The 23,354-nt window shown below is 73.3% G+C and carries 17 protein-coding genes and 1 pseudogene; 4 read left to right on the plus strand and 14 right to left on the minus strand.

The annotated features are described in order from the left end of the window. Positions 1-48 precede the first annotated feature (48 nt). From AB852_RS35815 to bldG, 5 genes are all read right to left on the minus strand, one after another. Positions 49-1,611 carry a DUF7059 domain-containing protein gene (locus tag AB852_RS35815; RefSeq protein ID WP_405674934.1) on the minus strand — a complete coding sequence of 521 codons (1,563 nt, stop codon included), beginning with the start codon at positions 1,609-1,611 and terminating at the stop codon, positions 49-51. Positions 1,612-2,185: 574 nt separating this feature from the next. Continuing rightward, complete coding sequence (locus AB852_RS35820) at positions 2,186-2,755, minus strand: small secreted protein (protein ID WP_073795386.1); 570 nt, start codon at positions 2,753-2,755, stop codon at positions 2,186-2,188. Between the two features lie 332 nt (positions 2,756-3,087). Then, a complete protein-coding gene (locus tag AB852_RS35825) occupies positions 3,088-5,508 on the minus strand; it encodes a sodium-translocating pyrophosphatase (RefSeq protein WP_073795387.1) in 2,421 nt (806 codons plus the stop codon). Between the two features lie 990 nt (positions 5,509-6,498). Next, positions 6,499-6,915, minus strand: a complete 417-nt coding sequence (locus AB852_RS35830) for an ATP-binding protein (protein WP_073795388.1) — start codon at positions 6,913-6,915, stop codon at positions 6,499-6,501. Positions 6,916-7,014: 99 nt separating this feature from the next. Continuing rightward, entirely contained in the window at positions 7,015-7,356 is a 342-nt protein-coding gene (bldG, locus tag AB852_RS35835) for an anti-sigma factor antagonist BldG (protein WP_073795391.1), read from the minus strand. Positions 7,357-7,553: 197 nt separating this feature from the next. Here bldG and AB852_RS35840 point away from each other — a divergent pair, with 197 nt between their 5' ends. Then, positions 7,554-10,031: a DEAD/DEAH box helicase gene (locus AB852_RS35840; protein WP_079185175.1), complete on the plus strand. Its 2,478-nt coding sequence runs from the start codon at positions 7,554-7,556 to the stop codon at positions 10,029-10,031. A 314-nt stretch (positions 10,032-10,345) separates the two neighbouring features. On the opposite strand, the gene AB852_RS35845 is transcribed toward AB852_RS35840, so the two are convergent. The 7 genes from AB852_RS35845 to ssd all read right to left on the minus strand — a co-directional run bounded on the left by AB852_RS35845 (position 10,346) and on the right by ssd (position 16,326). Continuing rightward, positions 10,346-10,762, minus strand: a complete 417-nt coding sequence (locus tag AB852_RS35845) for an Rv3654c family TadE-like protein (RefSeq protein WP_073795394.1) — start codon at positions 10,760-10,762, stop codon at positions 10,346-10,348. Between the two features lie 76 nt (positions 10,763-10,838). Continuing rightward, complete coding sequence (locus tag AB852_RS35850; protein WP_245877051.1) at positions 10,839-11,216, minus strand: TadE family type IV pilus minor pilin; 378 nt, start codon at positions 11,214-11,216, stop codon at positions 10,839-10,841. Positions 11,217-11,355: 139 nt separating this feature from the next. Continuing rightward, entirely contained in the window at positions 11,356-11,562 is a 207-nt protein-coding gene (locus AB852_RS35855) for a DUF4244 domain-containing protein (protein ID WP_073795616.1), read from the minus strand. Between the two features lie 190 nt (positions 11,563-11,752). Then, the gene (locus AB852_RS35860; protein WP_425444211.1) at positions 11,753-12,544 is read right to left on the minus strand and encodes a type II secretion system F family protein; all 792 of its coding nucleotides are present in this window, start codon (positions 12,542-12,544) and stop codon (positions 11,753-11,755) included. A gap of 418 nt (positions 12,545-12,962) precedes the next feature. Beyond that, positions 12,963-13,727: a type II secretion system F family protein gene (locus AB852_RS35865; RefSeq protein WP_073795618.1), complete on the minus strand. Its 765-nt coding sequence runs from the start codon at positions 13,725-13,727 to the stop codon at positions 12,963-12,965. Between the two features lie 365 nt (positions 13,728-14,092). Continuing rightward, on the minus strand, positions 14,093-15,253 hold the full coding sequence (locus AB852_RS35875) for a TadA family conjugal transfer-associated ATPase (RefSeq protein WP_073795403.1): 1,161 nt from the start codon (positions 15,251-15,253) through the stop codon (positions 14,093-14,095). Further along, positions 15,250-16,326 (minus strand): septum site-determining protein Ssd, encoded by a 1,077-nt coding sequence (ssd, locus tag AB852_RS35880; RefSeq protein WP_073795621.1) that lies wholly within the window; start codon positions 16,324-16,326, stop codon positions 15,250-15,252. The genes AB852_RS35875 and ssd overlap by 4 nt, the downstream gene beginning before the upstream one ends. A 727-nt stretch (positions 16,327-17,053) precedes the next feature. On the opposite strand from ssd, the gene AB852_RS35885 reads away from it, so the two are divergent. Further along, entirely contained in the window at positions 17,054-17,887 is an 834-nt protein-coding gene (locus tag AB852_RS35885; RefSeq protein ID WP_073795406.1) for an HAD family hydrolase, read from the plus strand. 509 nt (positions 17,888-18,396) lie between these two features. Here the strand turns inward: AB852_RS35885 and AB852_RS35890 are convergent. Beyond that, positions 18,397-19,224 (minus strand): Fic family protein, encoded by an 828-nt coding sequence (locus AB852_RS35890; RefSeq protein WP_073795410.1) that lies wholly within the window; start codon positions 19,222-19,224, stop codon positions 18,397-18,399. 121 nt (positions 19,225-19,345) lie between these two features. Here AB852_RS35890 and AB852_RS35895 point away from each other — a divergent pair, with 121 nt between their 5' ends. Next, the gene (locus AB852_RS35895) at positions 19,346-20,332 is read left to right on the plus strand and encodes an ATP-binding protein (protein ID WP_073795412.1); all 987 of its coding nucleotides are present in this window, start codon (positions 19,346-19,348) and stop codon (positions 20,330-20,332) included. Positions 20,333-20,425: 93 nt separating this feature from the next. On the opposite strand, the gene AB852_RS35900 is transcribed toward AB852_RS35895, so the two are convergent. After that, positions 20,426-21,697 (minus strand): polysaccharide deacetylase family protein, encoded by a 1,272-nt coding sequence (locus AB852_RS35900; RefSeq protein ID WP_073795415.1) that lies wholly within the window; start codon positions 21,695-21,697, stop codon positions 20,426-20,428. A gap of 663 nt (positions 21,698-22,360) precedes the next feature. Here AB852_RS35900 and AB852_RS35905 point away from each other — a divergent pair. Further along, positions 22,361-23,023 (plus strand): annotated as a pseudogene (locus AB852_RS35905) (carbonic anhydrase); the annotation flags it as partial. Between the last annotated feature and the right edge of the window lie 331 nt (positions 23,024-23,354).

Below are 23,354 nucleotides of genomic sequence, written 5' to 3' on the forward strand. Positions count from 1 at the left end.
CGCCCCGGCTGTCGCACGGGTGCGGGTCCCGGCCGTCGCCCGGGCCCGTCACGCCTGGACGGGCTCCAGGAATCCCTGCTCCACCAGGGAACGGATCTGCTCCGGGGTCCGCGAGCGCAGCACCACCGGGTCCTCACCGAGCAGCTGCGCGATGGCGTCGAGGATGCGGGCGGCACTCAGCGTGCCGTCGCACACCCCGGCGAACCCGGCGGCGACCGTGTCGACGCGGGCGGCTCGGCGCATGCCCCGGTTCTGCCGCAGCACGACATGCTCGGGGTCCTCCGCGCCGGGCAGTCCGACCTGCTCCTGCACCACCTCGTCCGCGAGCCGGAAACGCTCGGCCAGCAGCGCCGCGTCGTCCCGGCCGCGCAGATAGTCCTGCCGGGCGAAGTGCGCGCGGACGGTGTCCCCGAGCGGCTGCTCGACGGGGTGCGGCCACTCCTCGACGGTCACCGACGGCCGCGCCGCGTCCGTCCGGCGCAGGGTGATCCAGCCGAAGCCGACGGACCTGGTCCCGCGCGCCTCGAACTCGTCCAGCCACGCGTCGTACCGGGCGGCGTAGGCGGCCGGGTCACCGCGGTGGTCGCCCGCGTCCCGCAGCCACAGTTCCGCGTACTGGGCGATGTCCTGGACCTCGCGCTGCACGATCCAGGCGTCGCAGCCGCGCGGCACCCAGGAGCGGAGCCGCTCCGTCCAGTCCTCGCCGTCGACGTGCTGCCAATTGGCGAGAAACTGTGCGTAGCCGCCCGGGTTCAGCCGTTCCCCGGCCTGCTGGACGAGGTTCCGGCACAGGTCGTCGCCGCTCAGACCGCCGTCACGGTAAGTGAGCCTGGCGCCCGGCGAGATCACGAACGGCGGGTTGGAGACGATCAGGTCGAAGCGCCGCTCGCCCACCGGCTCGAACAGCGAACCCTCCAGCAACTCCGGGGCGGGGACCCCGGAGAGCGCCAGGGTGAGGGCGGTGATGTGCAGGGCCCGCGGGTTGAGGTCGGTCGCGGTGACCCGGGTGGCGTGCCGGGCCGCGTGCAGCGCCTGGATGCCGCAGCCGCTGCCGAGGTCGAGCGCGGATTCGACGGGCGTCCGTACGGTGATGCCCGCGAGGGTCGTGGACGCGCCGCCCACGCCCAGCACGACCCCCTCGTCCGCCGTGCCGCCGTCCGCCCCGGTCGCGCCGCCCGCGCCGCCGACCGCGCATCCGAGGTCCGAGACGATGAACCAGTCCTCGCCGTCGGGCCCGCCGTACGGCCGTACGTCGACCCGGGCGGCGACCTCGTCGCCGCCGACCTCGGCCAGCCAGCCGTCCGTCACACAGCGCGCGACCGGCAGCACGGACGCGACCCGGGCGCGGGGCACCGGCTGCTGGAGCAACAGCAGCCGGACGAGCGCCTCCAGGGCGCCGTCCCCCCGGGTGGCCCGCAGCGCGGGAACGGTCTCGCCCCGGGCCAGCGCGGCGTACGCGGACGCCCCGAGCAGTTCGAGCAGCCCGTCGGCGGTGAAGTCGGCCGCCAGCAGCGCCTCCCTGAGCGCACCGGCCGTACCGGAACCCCCGCCGGAACCTTCGGCACCGTCAGGACCGCCGGGAGCGGAGGACGCGGGGGACACCGAGGACACGGAGGAGCCCGAGGACCCGGAAGACACCGGAGCCCCGGACGGCACCGGGGACACGCGGGACACATCGAGGACAGGCAGACGCGAGAGAGTCACGCCCTCATTCTCCCCGCCCCCGCCCCGGGCCGGAGCACCGAGGGAGCGCCCGCCGTCGTCGGCGGGCGCTCCGGGAGGCGGAACGGGCGGGCCGGGCCCACCCCGTCGGCGCCGGGAACCGGACCGTCCCAGGTGGGCCACCCGGGCGAGGCGGGGCCCCGGGCGGTGACGGGGGTGCGGCGGCCCACGGCCGGGGTCACCGGAGTCGAGCCGCTTGCCGGGCCGGGTCCCCGGGTCACGAGGTCGCCGGGTGCGCCGGCTACCGGGTCACCGGGGCCAGGGCGCGGGGCGGGAGCGGGGTCGTCAGGTCCGGGGTCGCCAGGTGTCCGGGGTCACCGGGCCCGGGTCACCTGGGCCGGGTCACCTGGGCCGGGTCACCGGGGCTGAACGACCCGGTCGGCCGCCGGGGCCGGGGCACCGGAGTCAGGGTTCACCGGGGCCGGAGGTCTGGGGCCGGGGGCGACGAGCCCGGGGGCCGGGGTCAGCCGCTGGCCGCCGCCGGGGAGGCGCCCGCGTTCTTGCAGCCCTCCTGCTTCTGCATGGCCTTCCCCACGTCACCCTCCTCCAGCGTCTTCAGCGCGTTGTTCCCGCTCTGGCCGAGCTTGATCAGCTCACCGGCGATGTTGTCGAGACCGCTGGCGAACTTGCCCTGGTCGTCGGTGTCGAGCGCGTCGACCTGCTTCTTGAGCCCGGCGTAGGCCGCGGAGATCCCGTTCAGCTCCTTCACCGCGTTCTGCTGCTTGGTCTCACCGTCGTCGACCGGCGGGGCGCCGGCCTTCTGCACGGCGGCGCCGATCGCCTTGTACGCGTCGGACATGTCCTGGAACGCCTTGGAGTCGGTGGACTTGACGTCCTCCGGCTTGCTGTTGTCCGCGGTCTGCGCCTGGATCGCGGTATTGGCGCTCGCGATCTTCTTGGACTGCGGCTCGACGGAGTCGCAGACGGTCTTGGCCCAGGAATCGAGCTTCTCGTTGCCGTCGTCACCGCATCCCGACAGAGCCAGTACGAGTACCGCACCGCCGGACAGTGCGACAGCGAGCTTCTTGTTCACCGGATCGGTCCCTTCCGTGGCCTCTCGGCCCCGGAACTTACACGTCGATCGGGGGACAAGCAGGTGCGGGGCATCCCCTCTGCCCGCTATTGAAGCCATTTGCACCAAGAGCATCCTCGTACGGCGAGACAAGGCTCACGGAGCCGGGCACGGGCCGCCGGACGTACCCGCTCCCGGACGCGCGCCCCCCGGCCACGGGCGGACGCCACGTCAACACATGGTGTCCGCCCGCCGCTTGCCGCTCAGCGGATCGCTCGCCGCTCAGCGATGACGGAGCGCGGCGCCGCCACGGCCGGCGCGTGACCTCCCGGCGGCGGGCCGCGCGACGCCGTTCAGGACACCACCGCCGGATCTCCTGGTTCGGCCGAGCGTTTCACTCCTCCGCCGCCCTCGCCGCCGTCGTCCCCGTCCACGGCGATGCCCCGCCGTTTGGAGATGTAGACGGACCCGATGATCACCGCGAACGCCGACCCGGCGATCAGCACGCGCACCGCCAGGCTCTCGTTCTCGCCGTAGCCGAAACCGACCACCGCCGGGGCGATGAGCAGCGCCACCAGGTTCATCACCTTCAGCAGCGGGTTGATGGCGGGACCCGCCGTGTCCTTGAACGGGTCACCGACCGTGTCACCGATCACGGTCGCCTCGTGCGCCTCGCTCCCCTTGCCGCCGAGGTGCCCGTCCTCGACGAGCTTCTTGGCGTTGTCCCACGCCCCGCCGGAGTTGGCGAGGAACACCGCCATCAGCGTGCCCGTGCCGATCGCGCCCGCGAGGAACGCCCCGAGCGGACCCACCCCGAGGGTGAAACCGATCGCGACGGGCGCGAGGACGGCGAGCAGCCCGGGGGTCGCGAGTTCCCTGAGCGCGTCCCTGGTGCAGATGTCGACCACCCGGCCGTACTCGGGCTTCTCCGTGTAGTCCATGATCCCGGGGTGCTCGCGGAACTGCCGGCGCACCTCGTGGACCACGGCGCCCGCCGACCGCGACACCGCGCTGATCGCCAGCCCGGAGAACAGGAACACCACCGCCGCGCCCGCGATCAGCCCGACGAGGTTGTTGGGCTGCGAGATGTCCATGACGAGGTTCAGCGGACCGCCGTCCCCGACCTTCTCCCCCACGTCCGCCGCCGCGGTCGTGATCGCGTCCCGGTACGAGCCGAAGAGCGCCGCCGCCGCGAGGACCGCCGTGGCGATGGCGATGCCCTTGGTGATCGCCTTGGTGGTGTTGCCGACGGCGTCCAGGTCCGTGAGCACCTGCGCGCCCGCGCCGTCGACGTCCCCGGACATCTCCGCGATGCCCTGCGCGTTGTCCGAGACCGGACCGAAGGTGTCCATGGCGACGATGACCCCGACCGTGGTGAGCAGCCCCGTACCGGCCAGGGCGACCGCGAACAGGGCCAGCATGATCGACGCGCCGCCGAGCAGGAACGCCCCGTACACCCCGAGCCCGATCAGCAGCGCGGTGTACACCGCCGACTCCAGACCGACCGCGATCCCGGCCAGGATCACGGTGGCGGGGCCGGTCAGGGAGGTCTTGACGATGTCCCGGACCGGACGGCGGCCGGTCTCGGTGAAGTAGCCGGTGAGCTGCTGGATCAGCGCGGCGAGGACGATACCGATGGCCACGGCGACCAGGGCGAGCACCCGCGGGTCGCCGCCCCTGGTCTGGATCGCCACATCCGTGACGCCCTCCAGGTCCGCGTACGAGGACGGCAGATACGCGAGCACCGCCACGCCGACCAGGACCAGGGAGATCACCGCGGAGACGAAGAAGCCCCGGTTGATCGCGGACATCCCGCTGCGGTCGTTGCGGCGGGGCGCCACCGCGAAGATCCCGATCATCGCGGTGACGACCCCGATCGCGGGCACGATCAGCGGGAACGCGAGCCCCGCGTCACCGAAGGCCGCCTTGCCGAGGATCAGCGCGGCGACCAGGGTCACCGCGTACGACTCGAACAGGTCCGCGGCCATCCCCGCGCAGTCCCCGACGTTGTCGCCCACGTTGTCGGCGATGGTCGCGGGATTGCGCGCGTCGTCCTCCGGGATGCCCTTCTCGACCTTGCCGACCAGGTCGGCGCCCACATCGGCGGCCTTGGTGAAGATGCCGCCGCCGACCCTCATGAACATGGCGATCAGGGCGGCGCCGAGTCCGAATCCCTCCAGCACCTTCGGCGCGTCGGCCGCGTACACCAGCACCACACACGAGGCGCCGAGCAGCCCGAGCCCCACCGTGAACATGCCGACGACACCACCGGTACGAAAAGCGATCTTCATCGCTTTGTGCGATACCGCGGTGAGATCCTTTTCCGGTTCGCCTTCCCTCGGCGTGGCTTCCCGGGCCGCCGCCGCGACCCGCACATTGCTGCGTACCGCGAGCCACATACCGATATAGCCGGTGGCCGCCGAGAACACCGCACCGATCAAGAAGAACACCGAGCGGCCCGCCCGCTGATTCCAGTCGTCCGCCGGAAGCAGCAGGAGCAGGAAGAACACGGCCACCGCGAAAACCGCGAGTGTGCGCAACTGCCGCGCCAGATAGGCATTCGCGCCTTCTTGTACAGCCGCCGCGATCTTTTTCATGCCGTCGGTGCCCTCGCCCGCGGCGAGCACCTGGCGCACCAGGACTCCCGCCACCACCAGCGCGGCCAGGGCGACAGCCGCGACGACCATGATGATGAGGCGGTTCTCGTCGGTCAGGACCGCCGCCGCGAGGGGGGTGGAGTGGTTGTTCCCCAGGGGGGTGAAAAGCTCCGCCATTCGTCCTCCTTGACGCTTGGACTGAGCTCAAGATGTGGACGGATTGTAGGGAGAGAATCCCGATCCAAACAGAGTGGCGACCGCAGGGTGGGGGAAATTCGCTCTCGCATCCGCACATGAAAAATAATGCCCTTGAGGCATGTGGGAAAGTGCCGCGAGTGTGTGTCGGGGGTTGCTCCCGATCATCCACACGAGTGCGGACCGGAGACGGTTACGGGGAGCGGAGCGGAGCGGTAGCGCGGGGAGCGGCAGTACGGGAGCGGCAGTACGGGAGCGGTACCGGCCGCGGTACGGGAGGGGATTCCGGGGAGCGGATACGGGGGCGGATTCCGGGGAGCGGATTCCGGCGGGTATCCGGGGGCGGCGGATACGGGGAGCGGTCGCCCGGGGGCGGTGCGGTCACCGGGGCCGGGTGCGGGCTCCGGGCTCCGGGCTCCGGGACCTAGCGGGGGCTGCGGAGCCGAAGTGCGGTCACCGGGGCCGGGCGCGGGCTGTGGGACCGAGCGAGGGTGCGGATGCCGGGGCCAGGCGGCGGAGCGGGATGGCCGCTCCCGGCTCACCCCGGCTGCTCCGGCTGCCCCGGCACACCGGCTACGCCAGCGGGGTGGGAGCGGGGCTCGTACGGCGGGGCACATTCGTGCGAAGTGGTGTTCGGACGGCACAGGCGGCCCGCGCGGGGCGGACGGGGTGCGCGAGGCGGGGCGGGGCGGCCATCCAGTACGTCCGGCCCCGTCCAACCCGTCCGGTGCGGCTGTGCGCCGGTGCGGCCAGGGCTGCGCGTACGACCGTGGGCGGGGGCGCGGGCCCGCGCGGGCCCGCGCGGGCCTCGGCCGGCACAGGCAGGGGCGCCGGGACGCCGTACGGGCGGCGCGGGCATGGCCAGGCGCAGGGCCGAGCGGGACCCGGCAGAGGCCAGGGATGGCAGGGCCGGACGGAGGAGGGACGGCCCGGCTACGGACGTGTCGGGTGTTCGGAGTCCGGTGTCGGGTGTCAGCCCGCTGCGGAGGCCGCGGCCGTGGGCCAGGTCATCCGGATCGATCCGCCCGCCTCACCAGCGGTGACCTCGACATCGTCCACGAGACCGCTGATCACCGCGAGACCCATCTCGTCCTCGCTCTCGGCACTCTCACCGGAGGCGTCGGAAGCGGAACCCACCCGGGGTGCCTCGTCACCGACGACGATGGAGAACTGCTTCTCCTCCTCGATCAGCCGCACCTCGACGGGCGCGTCGATCCCGCCGCTCTGATGAAGTCCGACCGCACGGGTGCACGCCTCGCCCACCGCGAGCCGCACCTCGTCCAGCACGGCCTCGTCCACCCCGGCGCGCCGGGCGACGGCCGCCGCGACCAGCCTGGCGGTCCGAACATGCTCGGGCAGCGCGCTGAAGCGGAGTTCGACGGTTGCCATGCATCCCCCTCGGGCGGGCTGACGTGTGTCGGGGGGCCGAGCCTGCGGCCCGGCCCCCCGATGGTCGCACTGTCCCCCGGGCGGACCCGGGGACGATGGTCAGTCGGTGGCGGCGACGGCTTCCTCGACCGAGTTGTGAATCGGGAACACCTTGGTCAGACCGGTGATCCGGAAGATCTTCAGGATGCGCTCCTGGTTGCAGACCAGGCGCAGGGAGCCCTCGTGGGCCCGCACCCTCTTCAGGCCGCCCACCAGCACGCCGAGTCCGGTGGAGTCGAGGAAGTCGACCCCCTCCATGTCCACGACCAGGTGGAAACTGCCGTCGTTCACCAGCTCGACCAGCTGCTCCCGCAGCTTGGGCGCGGTATACACATCGATTTCGCCACCGACCTCGACGACCGTACGATCGCCGACGGTACGGGTCGACAGGGACAGGTCCACGGATCATCCTCCAGCACCTTGCTATCGAGCGGTCGCCCCTAGGGACACCTCGGCTTGAACCCCCGGGACGGATCGCCAGCCGCGTTGGCATTCAATCATGGAGCGCCCCCGCGACGGCGGGCACGACCAAAGCCGCAGGAACCCCGAGGGACGCCTGACAGTGATTGTCCACCAGACCAGTGACACACTCGGTGCCAATGGCCGATTTGACTAATCTTCCTCGTGTCCCCGGACCACGGGCGGACGCCGCCGACGCTCCTGACGTCGTGCTCGACCGTCTCGCGGCCCGGCAAGGCAGGGCCACCCGCATCACTCATACGGAGCACCTGCCCCCACGTGCGGGCCGTCATGCCGACTGGCCCGAGGCGATTCGGCCCGAAGTGATCGACGCGATCCGGGCAGCCGGCATCGAACGGCCTTGGGCCCATCAGGCGACCGCCGCGCGGCACGCCCTCGACGGCGAGTCCGTCGTCGTCGCCACCGGGACGGCCTCCGGCAAGTCGCTGGCGTATCTCGTCCCGATCCTGTCGACGCTCATGGACGGCTCCGAGGCACCCAACGGGCGGGGCGCCACCGCGCTGTACCTGGCGCCCACCAAGGCACTGGCGGCCGACCAGCACCGCGCCTTGCGGGACCTCACCGCGCCGCTCGGCAAGGCGGTCCGCCCGGCCGTGTACGACGGCGACACCCCGTTCGAGGAGCGGGAGTGGATACGCCAGTACGCCACGTACGTCCTCACCAATCCAGACATGCTGCACCGCGGCATCCTCCCGTCGCACCCGCGCTGGTCCTCCTTCCTGCGCGCGCTGCGGTACGTCGTCATCGACGAGTGCCACACCTACCGGGGTGTGTTCGGCTCCCATGTCGCCCAGGTGCTGCGCCGGCTGCGGCGGCTGTGCGCCCGGTACGGCTCCGACCCCGTGTTCCTGCTGGCCTCCGCGACCGCCGCCGAACCGGCCGCCGCGGCGACCCGGCTCACCGGCGTACCGGTGCGCGAGGTGGCCGACGACGCCTCCCCCCGCGGCGAACTGGTGTTCGCCCTGTGGGAGCCCCCGCTCACCGAGCTGCACGGCGAGAAGGGCGCCCCGGTCCGCCGCACGGCCACCGCCGAGACCGCCGACCTCCTCACCGACCTGGTCGTCGACCGGGTCCGCACGGTCGCCTTCGTCCGCTCCCGGCGCGGCTCCGAACTGATCTCCGTCATCGCCCAGGACCGGCTCGCCGAGGTCGACCGCTCCCTGCCCCGCCGGGTGGCCGCCTACCGGGGCGGCTACCTCCCCGAGGAACGCCGGGCCCTTGAGCGCGCCCTGCACTCCGGCGAGCTCCTCGGCCTCGCCGCGACCACCGCCCTGGAGCTCGGGGTGGACGTCTCCGGCCTGGACGCCGTTCTGATCTGCGGCTATCCCGGGACCCGGGCCTCCCTCTGGCAGCAGGCCGGCCGCGCGGGGCGCTCCGGGGAGGGCGCCTTGGCGGTGCTCATCGCCCGTGACGACCCGCTGGACACCTATCTCGTCCACCACCCTGAGGCCCTCTTCGACCAGCCGGTCGAGTCGACGGTCCTCGACCCCGACAACCCGTACGTCCTCGCCCCGCATCTGTGCGCCGCCGCCGCCGAGGCCCCGCTCACCGACGACGACCTGGCGCTCTTCGGCCCCGGCGCGGCGGAACTGATGCCCCAGCTGGAGGCCGCGAAGCTGCTGCGCCGCCGGACCAGCGCCTGGCACTGGACCCGCCGGGAACGGGCCGCCGACCTGACCGACATCCGGGGCGGCGGCGGAGCCCCGGTGCAGATCGTGGAGGAGGCCACCGGCCGTCTCCTCGGCACCGTCGACGCCTCCGCCGCGCACTCCTCCGTCCACGAGGGCGCCGTCCACCTCCACCAGGGCCGCACCTATCTCGTCCGGCGACTGGACCTGGACGACTCCGTCGCCCTGGTCGAGCAGGCCGCCCCGTCGTACTCCACGGTCGCCCGTGACGTGACCTCGATCTCCGTCCTGGAGACCGACACGGAGATCCCCTGGGGCGACGGGCGGCTCTGCTACGGCTCCGTCGAGGTCACCAACCAGGTCGTCTCGTTCCTGCGCCGCCGACTGATCACCGGCGAGGTGCTCGGCGAGACCAAGCTCGACCTGCCGCCCCGCACCCTGCGCACCCGCGCCGTGTGGTGGACGGTCACCGAGGACCAGCTCGACGCCGCCCGGATCGGACCCGAACAGCTCGCCGGTGCGCTGCACGCCGCGGAGCACGCCTCCATCGGGATGCTGCCCCTCTTCGCCACCTGCGACCGCTGGGACATCGGCGGCGTCTCCGTCCCCCTGCATCCCGACACCCTCCTTCCCACGGTCTTCGTCTACGACGGCCATCCCGGCGGCGCGGGCTTCGCCGAACGCGCCTTCCGCACCGCCCGCGGCTGGCTCACCGCCACCCGCGAGGCCATCGCGGCCTGCGAGTGCGACGCCGGCTGCCCGTCCTGCATCCAGTCCCCCAAGTGCGGCAACGGCAACGAGCCCCTCCACAAACGAGCCGCCCTCCGCCTCCTCACCACCCTCCTCACCGACGCACCGCCCCCTGAGCGAACCTCTGAGCCGGAACCTGATCACGGGCCGAACCCCGAGCCGGGACCTGACCCTGAGCCGGGACCTGGCGCTGAGCCGGGGCCTGGCCCGCAGGCGTGAGCCGAGCCCCAGCCGGAACCGGGACCGGGACCGGGCGTAGAGCCTGAGCCCGGAACTGGGCCGGACGCGGGACCGGTTCCGGCGCAGGGCCCTGGGCCGCCTTGGCCGAGTACGGTGTGCGCCGACGGCCGACGTGGAGCCGGATACCGCAAGGTGGAGGCCCGCACCGCCGCGGACATGCCCCCTGACGGCCCCTCAGGGGGGCGCCACGCCCGTCGCACAGCCTGTCGACCACCGGGGACTATCTCGGACGCCAAGGACCCCAGAGACCCCGTCAAGCGCCAGGACGGCGGCTCCGCCCCCACGACGGCTCCTCAACGCACCCCCGGCAGAGGCACCGTCGCCGGGCCCGCCCGGGATCTCATCTCGGCGGCGAACATGCCCTCGCCCACCGCGGCCGTCACCTCCACCACCTCCCCGTTCAGCACGCACCGCACCAACCGCCCCTCCTGCGCCCCAGCCACCAGCCGGGCCCGCGCGCACGCCCCCGCCTGCCCCGCCATCCAGTGCTCCGCCGCGGCGAGCGCGGCCAGATCGGCTGCCCCCGCCGCCTTGTGACGGACCACCATCGCGTGACTCATAGCCAGCAGCACCCCGAAGACCAACCCCAGGACGGCGACCGCCATGACCGCCCACACAGTCGCCGCGCCCCGATCCCTGCCGTGACGGCGACCCCCGCGACACGCACCGGACGCACCGGACGCACCGGACGCACCGGACGCACCGGACAAGGATGAGCGGGAACGGGAACGGGCTTTCCCACCCGCGGTCCGACCACCGTCCGTCACTCCGGAAAGCACCGGTCCGTCACCGCTCACCGACCCCGCCCCCTGCCCGCTCAAGGACCCCCACTTCACCGGCAACCGTCACGGCCGGGTCCTCCGCCGGCGCCACCGCCGTGTGCCACAGCCACAGCGGAAGCACGTCGGGCCCCGGGGCGGGGGCGCTGACACGCACCCGCACCAGATCACCGTCCCCGCGCACCGAGACCCTGGCGCCCGCGGGCGCCGCCCGGCGCGCCGCCGCGACGACAGCGGCCTCCGGGTCCTCCCGGGCGGCGGCCCGCGCGCCGATCCGAGCCGCGTCCACGCACTGGATCTGTGCCGCCGCGGCGAGCAGCGCCCACACCAGCGCCATCGCGAACACCGCCAGCACGGGCAACGCGACCGCCGCCTCCGCCGTCACGAACCCCCGGTCCCCGCGCTGCCCGACGCCTCCCCACGGCCTCCGCCTCGGGCCATCCCGCTCGGGGCGCCACCCCACAGACCTGGACGTCGGAACAGCCTCGGAACCCGAAGCAACCCCGGACCTGGGAACCCGGCCCTCAGAACTGGACATCGAGCGCCTTCTGGACGACCCCTTGCAGCGCGGCGCTCACCTGCGCGCTGGTCACCACCTTGTAGAGCACCCCGGCGAACCCCACCGCCGCGATGAGCCCCATCGCGTACTCCGAGGTGACGATCCCGCCGTCCCCGTGGCCGTGGCGTCGGCCGTCCCCGTGGCCGTCCCCGTGTCCGTGGCGTCGGCGCACCGCACCCTCCGCACCCCGCACCTTCCTCATCCCGGTACGCACACCCGCCCGCACCCGTGTTCCCCAACCCATGGCAACCCCCGTTGCTCGCGATTTCCCTGACGTTCCTGAACCTTCAACTGCTCTCATTACGTGGCGCCCCGACCCGACCTCCGTTCCTCGGCCGGGACGCCTCACCCCGGTGTCCGAGTCATCCGTCACCTCCCGCCAACAGCCGCCCCGCCAGGCCGACCACCACCGGCAGCACCCCGACGACCACGAACGCGGGCAGGAAACACAGCCCCACCGGCGCCGTGACCAGCACCCCCGCCCGCCGGGCCCGCGCCGTCGCGGTGCGACTCCACCGCGCCCGGGCCTGGGCCGCGTACCGGGCCACCGGCGCTGCCGCCGGCGCCCCCGAGTCCCCCGCGCGCTCCAGCAGCCGGGCCAGCCCCGCCCCGTCCGGCAGCGCCGCCAACTCCCGCCAGGCGTACGCCGGTCCGGCGCCCAACCGCACCTCCGCCGCACCCCGGGCCAGGCACACCCCGACCGGCCCGCCCAGCGCGTCACCGACCGCCCGTGCCGCGCTGACCGGCTCGGCACCCGCGGCCACGCACGCGCCCAGGAGATCCGCCGCGAGCGGAAGTTCACCCGCTACCCGCGTCAGGTCCGGTCCCTCGGTCGCCGAGCCCACCCGTCGCCCGGCCCACCACGCCCCGGCTCCGGCGAGCACCCCGGCCACGAGCCCGGCCGCACCTTCCACGAACAGGAGCGCGGCGCACCCGATGCCCAGCACCGGCGCCCACCTCCGCACGGCCCACCTCCGCACGACCTCCGTCCCACGCCGTCCCCGCTCACCGCCACCGCTCCCCGCGGCCTCCCTCCACCGGCCGTCCTCGCCCCGCCCCGCGCCCCGCCCCCGCCTCGCAGTCGGACCGTTCGGACTCCGAATCCCCCCGTCCGGACCGGCCACAGCCGCCGCCCCGCTCATGACCACGCGCATCCCCCTGCCCGTCGCCGCACCCGTCGTCCCGAGCACTCGCCCCCACCGCGCCCGTACGTTCCCTCCGCACCGTTTCTCGCTCACCCCGCACAACAGCCACCACAGCCACCACGCGACCCCCGCGCCCAACCAACCCGACATGAACAACCCCCAACCTGTGGACAACCCCCATCACCGAGCACATCCAGCCCACTCAGCCCCTCGCACCCGGCTCCTCACACCGGGCCCAGCCCCGGCCCCAAACCCGAGCCCTGCCGCCCTGGCCGACCCATTCCTCACGTCCGCACCCCAAGACCCAGCCCGGCTCCCCCGCACCCCGCACCCGCCTCCGCACCGACCGCACCCCCAGCCCTCGCCCCGGCCGGCCCAGCCCCACCCCGCGTCAGACCAACCCCACGCGTCCCCGGCGCCCCGCCCCTCACCCCACCTCGGCCCCCCGCACGATCCGGGAGGCCCACCAGAGCCCCGTGACCTCCAGCGCGCCGCCCACCGCGAGGCACACCAAACCGGGACCGGTGTGCAGCAGCACCCTCAGCGGCTCCGCCCCCAACGCCGCGCCGAGCAGCAGCCCCACCACGGGAAGGCCCGCGAGCATCACGGCGGTGGCCCGCGCACCCGCCAACTGCGCGCGCAGTTCGGCGCGCTGGTCCCGCTCGGCGCGCAAGGCTGCCTCCAGGCGCTCCAGTCCGGCGGCGAGCCCCGCGCCCTGGTCCACGGCCACCCGCCAGCACACGGCCAGTCCCACGAGCCCCTCCGCACCGGGCTCCCGGGCCGCCGCGGTGAGTTCGCCCGGCACGTCCCCGCCGAAGCGGGCCGCGGCGAGCACGGTGGTACGGGCCGCGCCGAGCCCGCCGTCCGGGGCGCGGGCAACCTCGGACAGGGCTTCGCCCGGGTGCCGTCCGGCGCGCATCTCACCGACCAGGGCGCCGCACAGGGCGATCACCTCGTCGGCCCGCCGGTCGCGTGCCGCCCGCTGAGCGCGGGCACGCAGCGCACGTCGCGTCACGGGCATGGCGGCCGCCCCGAGCAGCAACGGCAGCGGTGACCGCCCGGCGAGCGCGACCACGGCCCCCACAACCAGCACCCACACCTCGTGCCCGACCCGCCCCGCCACAACAGCCCCCCACCGACGGACCGTCACACCTACCCGCCCACGCGCCGACCCACCGGACGCCCCACCCATCAGCACGCCGGGCGACCCACCGGCCAACCCACCGAGCGACCCACCGAAAGCCCCACCGGCCAGCCCACCGAACGGCCCGCCGAAAGCCCCAGCAACCGTCCCACCAGGCCGAACCTCAGGCCGAACTCCGGACCGGGCCCCTGCCCGAACCCCATGCCAGGCACCCCGTCCACCACCCGGCGTCCGGTCCAGCAGATGCCCCAGGGCCCGGTCCAGGGGCTGGGTCGCCGGAGGCCGCACCGGCCGGGCCAGCACCGCCCGCAGCCGAGCCGCCCGGCTCGCTCGCGGGCCCCACGCCCAAGCCAGCCACACACCCGCCCCCGCGCAGCACGCCACCGCCGCCGCGACACACAGCGCCGCCGGGTTCACAGGGCGTCCCCGAGGCGGGCCCTCAGGCGTCGCCATCCGGTGTCGGGGGTGAACGCGTCGGGCCCCCAGCGCAGGGCGGGCACCGTCACGACCAGGCCGGAGGGGGCGCGTTCCAGGACCCGTACCTCGGCGACCCGTCGGCAGCCCTGACGGTCGCGTACGAGGTGCAGCACGACCGCCACCGCCGCCGCGAGCTGGCTGTGCAGGGCCGCGCGGTCGAGTCCGGCGGCGGTGGCGAGGGCTTCGAGGCGGGCCGGTACGTCCGCCGCGGTGTTCGCGTGGACCGTGCCCGAGCCGCCCTCGTGGCCGGTGTTGAGCGCGGCGAGCAGGTCGAGGACCTCGGGGCCCCGGACCTCGCCGACGACAAGGCGGTCCGGTCGCATCCGCAGGGCCTGCCGCACCAGGTCCCGCAGGGTCACCAGCCCCGCGCCCTCCTGGTTGGCCGGGCGGGCCTCCAGCCGGACCACATGGGGATGGTCGGGGCGCAGCTCCGCGGAGTCCTCGGCGAGGACGATGCGCTCGTCGGCCGCCACGAGGCCGAGGAGGGTGCTGAGCAGGGTGGTCTTGCCTGTGCCGGTGCCGCCGCTGATCAGGTAGGAGAGCCGGGCGTCCAGCAGGGCGCGCAGGAAGCGGTCGCCGCCCGGGGGCACCGTCCCGGCCGCGACGAGTTCGGTGAGGGTGAATGCCTGGGGGCGGGCGACCCGCAGGGACAGACAGGTGGAGCCGACGGCGACCGGCGGCAGCACCGCGTGCAGCCGAGTGCCGTCGGGAAGCCGGGCGTCGACCCAGGGGCGGGCGTCGTCGAGCCGGCGTCCGGCCGCCGCCGCCAGGCGTTGCGCGAGCCGGCGGACGGCGCCCGGGTCGGGGAAGGTGATGTCGGTGAGCTGGAGGCCGCGGCCCCGGTCGGCCCATACGCGGTCGGGTGCCGAGACAAGCACGTCGGTGACCGCCGGGTCGGTGAGCAGGGAGTCCAGCGGCCCGGTGCCGACCAGCTCGGACCTGAGCCGCCTCGCCGTGCCGAGGACCTCGGCGTCCCCGAGGACGACGGACTGCGCCCGGAGCGCCTCGGCGACATGTGCGGGCGTGGCTTCGAGGCCGCTGCGGGCGAGCCATTGCCGTACGCCGTCGAGCAGGCGCTCGCCGACCACCGCGGTCATGACGTCGCTCCGTCCGGTCCGGGGACGAGCTGCTGCCAGAAGGCCGTGCCGAAGCGGGCGAGCGGGCCGCGCGGATCGTGCCCGGGTGGGCGGCCGGTGTCCTGGGCGGCCGGGAGCCCGAGGTCATGGGGCAGTTCGCCCGCGTAGGGCAGCCCGAGGAGCCGGGCGACCTCGGCGCCGTCGGGTACGCGGCCGGAGCGGTCGCGGCGGGCCGGGCGGACGACGGCCCGCAGGTCCCGCAGGACGGGCCGGACAACAGCGGCCGTCCGGCCCGCCGCGGCGACGGCGGGGAGGGTCGCGGGCACCACGAGCAGGGCCAGGTCGAGTTGGGCGAGGGCTTCCGAGGCGTTGTCGTCGGCGTGGCGCGGCAGATCCACGACGACGGAGCCACCGCCGCGGCGGGCGGCGGCGAGGACGGCGCGCACCGCCTGGGACGGGACGGGCACCGGCTCCCCGCGGTCCCAGCTGAGGACCCGAAGACCGTGCAGCGCGGGCAGCGCCTCCTCCAGGGCGCCGCCGCCGACCCGCCCCCGTGATCCGGCGAAGGCGGGCCAGCGCAGGCCCTCGGCCTCCTCCGCGCCGAGCATGACGTCCAGCCCGCAGCCGATCGGGTCGGCGTCGACCAGCAGGGTGCGGCGCCCGGCCCGGGCGGAGGTGAGCGCGAGGGCGCAGGCGAGGGTGGAGGCTCCGGCACCGCCGCTGCCGCCGAGGACGCCGACGGTGAGGGCGGGGCGCCCGGCGCCTTCGGCGACGTCCGCGATCCGGTCGACCAACCATTTCTCGCCATCCGGGAGGACGAGCGCGTGATCGGCGCCGACCTCGACCGCGTGCCGCCACAGCTCCGGGGACTCCGGGGCCCGGCTGACCAGGACCACTCCGCGCCTGCGGCCGGAGCCCCGCAGCCGGGCCGCCGCGTCGTCACCGACGATGACGAGCGGCGCGCTCTCCCAGCGGTCGCGGTCCGGCGGGCCGTGCCGTACCTGAGCCCTCGCCCCGGCCGCGGCGCACAGCCTCAGCAGGTCGTCGAGCAGCGCGCCGTCCTCCGTGAGGATCAGTGGGCCGACGGGCTCCACCGGGGCGGCGTCCGCTCCTCGGCGCCCGACCGCCCGGGTCCCGCCGGCGGCCTCGGGCCGGGTCCGCCCCGGATGCCCGGGACGGGCCCGGGGGCCGCTCCGGGGCGGCCCCGCCCGCTCCCCGTCCGCCCCGCGCCGGGCGACGATGTCCTTCACGATCTCCAGCCCCCTCGATCCGTCCGTGGTTCCGCGCGTCCCCGGGTTCCTGATGAACCCGCGAATCCCGAACGTGGAGTTCCGTTCCCGGTGATACGTCGGGCCATCGGAATCCGGCCAGCAGAACCACCGTGAACGAACCGTCCGAACTCCATGAGCGGATCGCGCTGCAATCACGATGCGCCGATCCGGAAAATCATGTGGATCTTGGTCGAATACCGTGGACAAGAGGGCTCTTGTGGATATCTCCATCACCCGAACAGGTGACACCGCAAAGCTTTCCCCAGCGCAGCAAGATCGTTACTCTGCGTAACATTTTCGGGGAGGGTTGCGCGGGCCGAGAAGAGCGGCCGAAGGGCGCGAGGGTCGGAAAGGTGCGGACCAAACCGGTCCGGACATGCGACGACCCCCGCCGGGGGGGAGAGCGGGGGTCGTCCCCACGGCCGACTCGGGGGGGGTGGAGTCGGACCGGGTTAGCACGGTCGCGAACGATCCGTGACTTCCATGGTGTACCCGAAGGCCTTCTCAGGCAAACCCACACGCCGGAGCTTACGCCGAATGGTGGGCGCCTATGCTCGGGCTCGTGGAAAACCACTCGCTGCCCCGCACGGCCGCCTTCTTTGACCTGGACAAGACGGTCATTGCGAAGTCGAGCGCGCTCACCTTCAGCAAGTCCTTCTATCACGGTGGCCTGATCAACCGGCGGGCCGTACTGCGTACCGCCTACGCCCAGTTCGTGTTCCTCGCGGGCGGCGCCGACCACGACCAGATGGAGCGCATGCGGGAGTACCTGTCCGCGCTCTGCCGGGGGTGGAACGTGCAGCAGGTCAAGGAGATCGTCGCCGAGACCCTGCACGACCTCATCGACCCGATCATCTACGACGAGGCCGCCTCCCTCATCGAGGAGCACCACACCGCCGGACGGGACGTCGTGATCGTCTCCACCTCCGGCTCGGAGGTGGTGGAGCCGATCGGTGAACTGCTCGGCGCGGACCGCGTGGTGGCCACCCGGCTGGTCGTCGGTGACGACGGCTGCTTCACCGGCGAGGTCGAGTACTACGCGTACGGCCCCACCAAGGCGGAGGCGATCAAGGACCTGGCGCGGACGGAGGGTTACGACCTCGCGCGCTGCTACGCGTACAGCGACTCCATGACGGATCTGCCGATGCTCCGGTCCGTCGGCCATCCGCACGCCGTCAACCCGGACCGCGCGCTGCGCCGCGAGGCCCTGGCCCGGGACTGGCCGATTCTCGACTTCCACCGGCCCGTACGGCTCAAGCAGCGCCTCCCCGCCCTGAAGGTCCCGCCCCGCCCGGCGCTGGTCGCCGCGGCGGCGGTCGGAGCGGCGGCGGCCACGGCCGGACTGGTCTGGTACGCCAGCAGACGGCGCCCCGTACCGAGCTGACCAGGGCGGCACTGGAGCGGAATCAGGGCGGACCACCGCCGGGCCCGCCTCTGGACGCACTCCCGGGCCCCCCTCACCACCTGTCCGCTTGACCCTTGTTTGAACCTAAAAGTAAAGAAGTGCGGCGTGGGGTTCCGCTTCTTTCCGGACAGGAGTACAAAGGAATCAACGGCCCGCGAGACCAAGGACATCCGAGAGGATCACCTTTGACTCAACCAGGCCCCACGGACCGCGCATGAACACCAGGCACCCACGCGACGTCGACCCGTCGAATACGGGCCAGCCGCACCAGGAACGGGCAGAGCCCCCGGCCTGATGGGCAATACATCGAGGACGCTTGGTATCCAGGTGAACATGCCAGCGGCGGTACGGAATCCGTACCGCCGCAACCATGTCCAGGCCCCGGGCCCGTCCACCGCCGCGGCCTCGCGCCCAGCGCGCACACTGACCACCGGACGCACGGGCCGACAGCCTCACGGTCGAGCCGGAGCCCCCGGACCGCGTCGGCGTCAGGCGGCGCCCCGCTGCATCGCCTCGCACACCGCGGTCGACTCCCGCGCTCCCAGCTCGACCGAACGGCCGCAGTGCGCGATCCACCGGGCCACCCCGTCCGGCGTACCGGTCGCATAGCCCGCCAGGGCCGCCGCGTAGGCCGCGCGCCCCTGCTCCGCGTGGCCGACCTCCGCCGGACAGACCGACTTGGGGTCCAGCCCGCTGCCGATCAGGACGATCCGCTCGGCCGCCCGCGCCACGATCCCGTTGTACGAGCCGAAGGGCCGCAGCGCGAGCAGTTCACCGTGCACCACCGCGGCGGTCACCAGGGCCGGTGCCGAGCCCCCCGCGACGACCAGCGCGGACAGCCCCTCCAGCCGCGCGGCGACCTCGTCGGCACCGGGCAGCGGCAGCTCGATCAGCGGCTCGTCCACCGGCTCGCCCTGCTGACGGGGACGCCCCACGCGCTCCCCGCGGTCGGCGGCGGCCACCAGATGCAGCCGGGCCAGCACCCGCAGCGGCGACTGCCGCCAGACGGAGAGGAGTTGCCCCGCCTCGGCCGTCAGCCGCAGGGCCGCGCCGACCGTGAGGGCCTCGTCGTCCGCGCCGAAGTCGCTGCGCCTGCGGACCTCCTCCAGCGCCCAGTCCGCCCCGGACAGGGCCGCCGAGCCGCGCGCACCGCGCAACGCGGCCTCCGAGGTGACCTCGTTGCTGCGCCTGCGCATGACGCGGTGCCCGTAGACCCGGTCCACCGCCTTGCGTACCGCGGCCACCGAGTCGGGCACCCCGGGCAGCGTGCCCAGCGCGACGAGCGGATCGGCGGACGCACCTGACGTACTACTCATGGGTACGACCCTACGCACCCGCCGGCTCACCCACACGCGCCGGGGCGACGCCCCACGAAGGAGTGGTCTTCTCCACGTCGGCGGCCCCGGGGGGCACGGAGGGCCACTAGGCTTACTGAACATGAAAATTGCTTTCGTTGGGAAGGGCGGCAGCGGCAAGACCACCCTGTCGTCCCTCTTCGTGCGGCACCTCGCGGCCACCGGCGCGCCGGTCGTCGCGGTGGACGCCGACATCAACCAGCACCTGGGGGCCGCCCTCGGCCTCGACGACGAGACCTCGGCGCGGCTGCCCGCCCTGGGCGAACGTCTCGCGTTCATCAAGGAGTACCTGCGGGGCTCCAACCCGCGTATCGCCTCCGTCGACACGATGATCAAGACCACCCCGCCCGGGGAGGGATCGCGGCTGCTGCGCATCCGTGAGAACAATCCGGTGTACGACGCGTGCGCGCGTCCCGTGGAACTCGACGGCGCCACCGCGCGTTTGATGGTCACGGGGCCGTTCACCGAGGCGGACCTGGGGGTGTCCTGCTACCACTCCAAGACGGGCGCCGTGGAGCTGTGCCTGAACCACCTGGTCGACGGCCGCGACGAGTACATGGTGGTCGACATGACGGCGGGGTCCGACTCCTTCGCGTCCGGCATGTTCACCCGCTTCGACATGACGTTCCTGGTGGCCGAACCGACCCGTAAGGGTGTGTCCGTCTACCGCCAGTACAAGGAGTACGCGCGGGACTTCGGCATCGCCCTGCGCGTCGTGGGCAACAAGGTCCAGGGCCAGGACGATCTGGACTTCCTGCGCGAGGAGGTCGGCGACGACCTCATCGCCACCGTGGGGCACTCGGACTGGGTGCGGGCCATGGAGAAGGGCCGCCCGCTCGCGTTCGCCCGGCTGGAGGACGGCAACCGCGCCACCCTGCGCACCCTTCAGGCGGCGGCCGACGCCATGTACGAGCACCGGGACTGGGACCGCTACACCCGGCAGATGGTGCAGTTCCACCTCAAGAACGCCCGCTCCTGGGGCAACGAGCGCACCGGGGGCGACCTCGCCTCCCAGGTGGACCCCGCGTTCGTGCTGCGCGAGCAGCCGGTGGCGGCCCAGCCCGCCTGACCGCGGGCCCGCGCCGCCGGGTCCCGGCAGGACATGGACGTCCCCCACACCCGGGCACGCGGTGCGGGGGACGTCAGGGCCGGTGTCCGGGGGTCAGCGCTGTCCGGCGGCCGGGGCTCCCGGTACGCCCTTGGGAGCCGGTGCGGGGCGGGCGGAGAGATAGGCCGGCCAGCCGCCCTTGGGCTCCTGGCCGACCTTCAGCGCGCGGAGCTTGTCGAGGACCGCCGGGTCCTGGGCGTCGAGCCAGTCGGCGAGCTGACGGAAGGACACACAGCGCACGTCCTTCTTGTTGCACACACTCTCGATGGTCTCCTCGATGGCACGCATATAGGTGCCGCCGTTCCAGGACTCGAAGTGGTTGCCGATGATCAGCGGCGCGCGGTTGCCGTTGTAGGCGCGGTCGAAGCCCTGGAGCAGACCGTCACGCATCTGGTCGCCCCAGTACTCATGCATGTCCGGGTCGCCCTGGGAGACCGTGCCGGACTGGTTGACCATGAAGTTGTAGTCCATGGTCAGCGTCTCGAACGAGCGACCGGGGACGGGGACGAGCTGCATGGACAGATCCCACAGCCGGTCCTTCTTCTTCGGCCAGACCTGGTCGTTGACCCCGCTGGTGTCGTAGCGGAAGCCCATCTCACGGGCGGCCTGCATGAAGTTCTTCTGGCCTTCGAGACAGGGGGTGCGGGCGCCGATGAGTTCCTTGTCGTAGTCGAAGGGCAGCGGCTCGGCGTCCTTCAGCCCGGTGTTGCCCTTCCAGGACTTCACGAACGACTTGGCCTGTGTGATCTCGCTCTTCCACTCCTCCACGGACCACTGGCCGACGCCACCGGCGCTGCCGCAGAAGTGCCCGTTGAAGTGGGTGCCCACCTCATTGCCCTCCAGCCAGGCGCCCCGCAGCTGTTCGGCGGTCTCCTTCACACCGGCGACGTCGTTGAAGCCGATGTCGGAGCTGCCCGCGTTGTGCTGCGGCGGGTCGTACTGGGACCGCTTGTCCTCGGGGAGCATGTACACCCCGCTGAGGAAATAGGTCATGGTGGCGTTGTTGGCCTTCGCCACCTTCCTGAAGTGCGAGAAGAGCCGCTGACTGTCCTCGCCCGCGCCGTCCCAGGAGAACACGACGAACTGCGGTGGACGCTGCCCCGGCGCGAGCCGTTCGGCGCGCGGCTGCTTGGGCTGTGTGCCGGTGAAGGCGGTGGAACCGTCGCCGATCAGCCGGACCGCGTTCTTGGGCGCGGCGGCCGGGGACGGTTTCTTCTCCGTGCCGCCTCGCTTGCTCGGCCCGCCGTCGGACGAGCAGCCGGACACGGCCATGGCGCAGGCCGCGGTCACGGCGAGGCCCGCGGCGATCCTCTGGGTGGCGGCCATCCGCCCACCTTCTTCCTATAAGACGAATCAGGGCGCGGCCAACCTCGCACGGGACCTCCGTGATGTTTGTATGACAAGCCGATCAAATGATGCATTCACTCACCCGAGTGATTGGTTGCACCGTTTGATGCAAATGTTCGGCCTTCTTCTTTACTCTGGATTACGATTCGTTTACCGAGAGTTGAGATATCCCGCCGCTGCACGCCGTGACCCCACGGCCGCGACCCGCCCCCGCCTTGAGCCCGGGGGACCCTGTTCCGCGACCGCGCTGCCCCGGAGGAGACGGGAAACATGACAGCCTGCGTCCCCGCCCGCACCGACGACCAGACCACCCGCACGGCACGGGCCCACCCCCCGCACAGCCCGCCGTCCCCGCCGCACGGCCCGCCGTCCCCACCGGCTCCCCATGCGACCGGCGTTGCCCCCGCCCCGCCCCCCTGTTCACCCCCCGGGGCCGGGAACGCCGTACGTGATCCGGCCGAAGTACGCGCGGAATCCGCCGCGCCCGGGGACCCCGAAACCCCCAGCACCGAGCCCGGCGCCTCGTCCCACTCCTGCTGCCGCCCCTGGAACCCCTGGCGCGACCACCAGAGCGGCGCCCCCCGGGCCCAGCACGCACCCGCCGCACGCGAGACCCACCACCCCGGCGGCCATCACCCCGGCGGCCATCAACTCGCCCGTGGCATCGGCGCGTTCCAGCGGCACACGGCCCCGCTCGTCCGTGGGGAGCTGGCGCGGCTCGCCCGGGAGGGGCAGCAGCCCTCCCAGCTCTTCCTCACCTGCGCCGACTCCCGCCTCGTCACCTCGATGATCACGGCCAGCGGCCCCGGGGACCTGTTCGTGGTGCGCAACGTCGGCAATCTGGTGCCCGCCCCCGGCGCGGAGAGCGGCGACGACTCCGTCGGGGCGGCCATCGAGTACGCGGTCGACGTACTGAAGGTCCGGTCCGTCACCGTCTGCGGGCACTCCGGCTGCGGTGCCATGCAGGCCCTGCTCAGCGCCGAGGCGTCGGCCGCGCAGAGCCCGTTGCGGCGGTGGCTGCGTCATGGGACGCCCAGCCTGGAGCGGATGGCGTCCACCCAGGAGTCCCCCGCGCGGCTCACCGGCCGGGCGCCCGCCGACTCCGTCGAACAGCTCTGCCTCACCAATGTGGTCCAGCAGCTCACCCATCTGCGCGCGCACGAGTCCGTGGCGCGTCGGCTGGCCGACGGCTCCCTCACGCTGCACGGCATGTACTTCCATGTGGGCGAGGCCCAGGCGTATCTCCTGGACGAGCCCGCCGGAGCCTTCACCCAGGTGAACGCCCTGGAGGACTCCTCGCCCTAGAGCCTCGCCCCAGAGCCTTCCGCAAGGCCCCGGTCCATCCCACCCCCCACGGAGAAGGCCGCCTGTCCCCCGCGAGTCCCCGGCAGGCGGCCCTCTCTCCGGGCCCGACGGCATCCGGTGGGTGGGCTCCCTCCCCGGGCGGGGGCACAGCGGGTGCGTCGGGTGCGTCGGGTGCATCAGGTGCGTCGGGTGCGTCGGGTGCGTCCGACCCAGGGGGCCGCTCCCCAGGTCCGGGCACATCCGGTACGCGGGACCCTCCCCCAGGTCCGGGCGCATCCGGTACGTGACCGGGCCACGCACCCGCCCAGGAGTACAGGAAACCCTCGGCCAG

The organism is Streptomyces uncialis (assembly GCF_001905345.1).
Classification (GTDB): domain Bacteria; phylum Actinomycetota; class Actinomycetes; order Streptomycetales; family Streptomycetaceae; genus Streptomyces; species Streptomyces uncialis.

Bases quoted from the DNA above. Each gene is read 5' to 3' on its own strand.
- AB852_RS35825 (WP_073795387.1), bottom strand. From the start codon at position 5,508: ATGGCGGAGCTTTTCACCCCCCTGGGGAACAACCACTCCACCCCCCTC.
- AB852_RS35830 (WP_073795388.1), bottom strand. From the start codon at position 6,915: ATGGCAACCGTCGAACTCCGCTTCAGCGCGCTGCCCGAGCATGTTCGG.
- AB852_RS35840 (WP_079185175.1), top strand. From the start codon at position 7,554: ATGGCCGATTTGACTAATCTTCCTCGTGTCCCCGGACCACGGGCGGAC.
- AB852_RS35860 (WP_425444211.1), bottom strand. From the start codon at position 12,544: ATGCGCGTGGTCATGAGCGGGGCGGCGGCTGTGGCCGGTCCGGACGGG.
- AB852_RS35865 (WP_073795618.1), bottom strand. From the start codon at position 13,727: ATGGGTGGGGCGTCCGGTGGGTCGGCGCGTGGGCGGGTAGGTGTGACG.
- AB852_RS35875 (WP_073795403.1), bottom strand. From the start codon at position 15,253: ATGACCGCGGTGGTCGGCGAGCGCCTGCTCGACGGCGTACGGCAATGG.
- AB852_RS35885 (WP_073795406.1), top strand. From the start codon at position 17,054: ATGCTCGGGCTCGTGGAAAACCACTCGCTGCCCCGCACGGCCGCCTTC.
- AB852_RS35890 (WP_073795410.1), bottom strand. From the start codon at position 19,224: ATGAGTAGTACGTCAGGTGCGTCCGCCGATCCGCTCGTCGCGCTGGGC.
- AB852_RS35895 (WP_073795412.1), top strand. From the start codon at position 19,346: ATGAAAATTGCTTTCGTTGGGAAGGGCGGCAGCGGCAAGACCACCCTG.
- AB852_RS35900 (WP_073795415.1), bottom strand. From the start codon at position 21,697: ATGGCCGCCACCCAGAGGATCGCCGCGGGCCTCGCCGTGACCGCGGCC.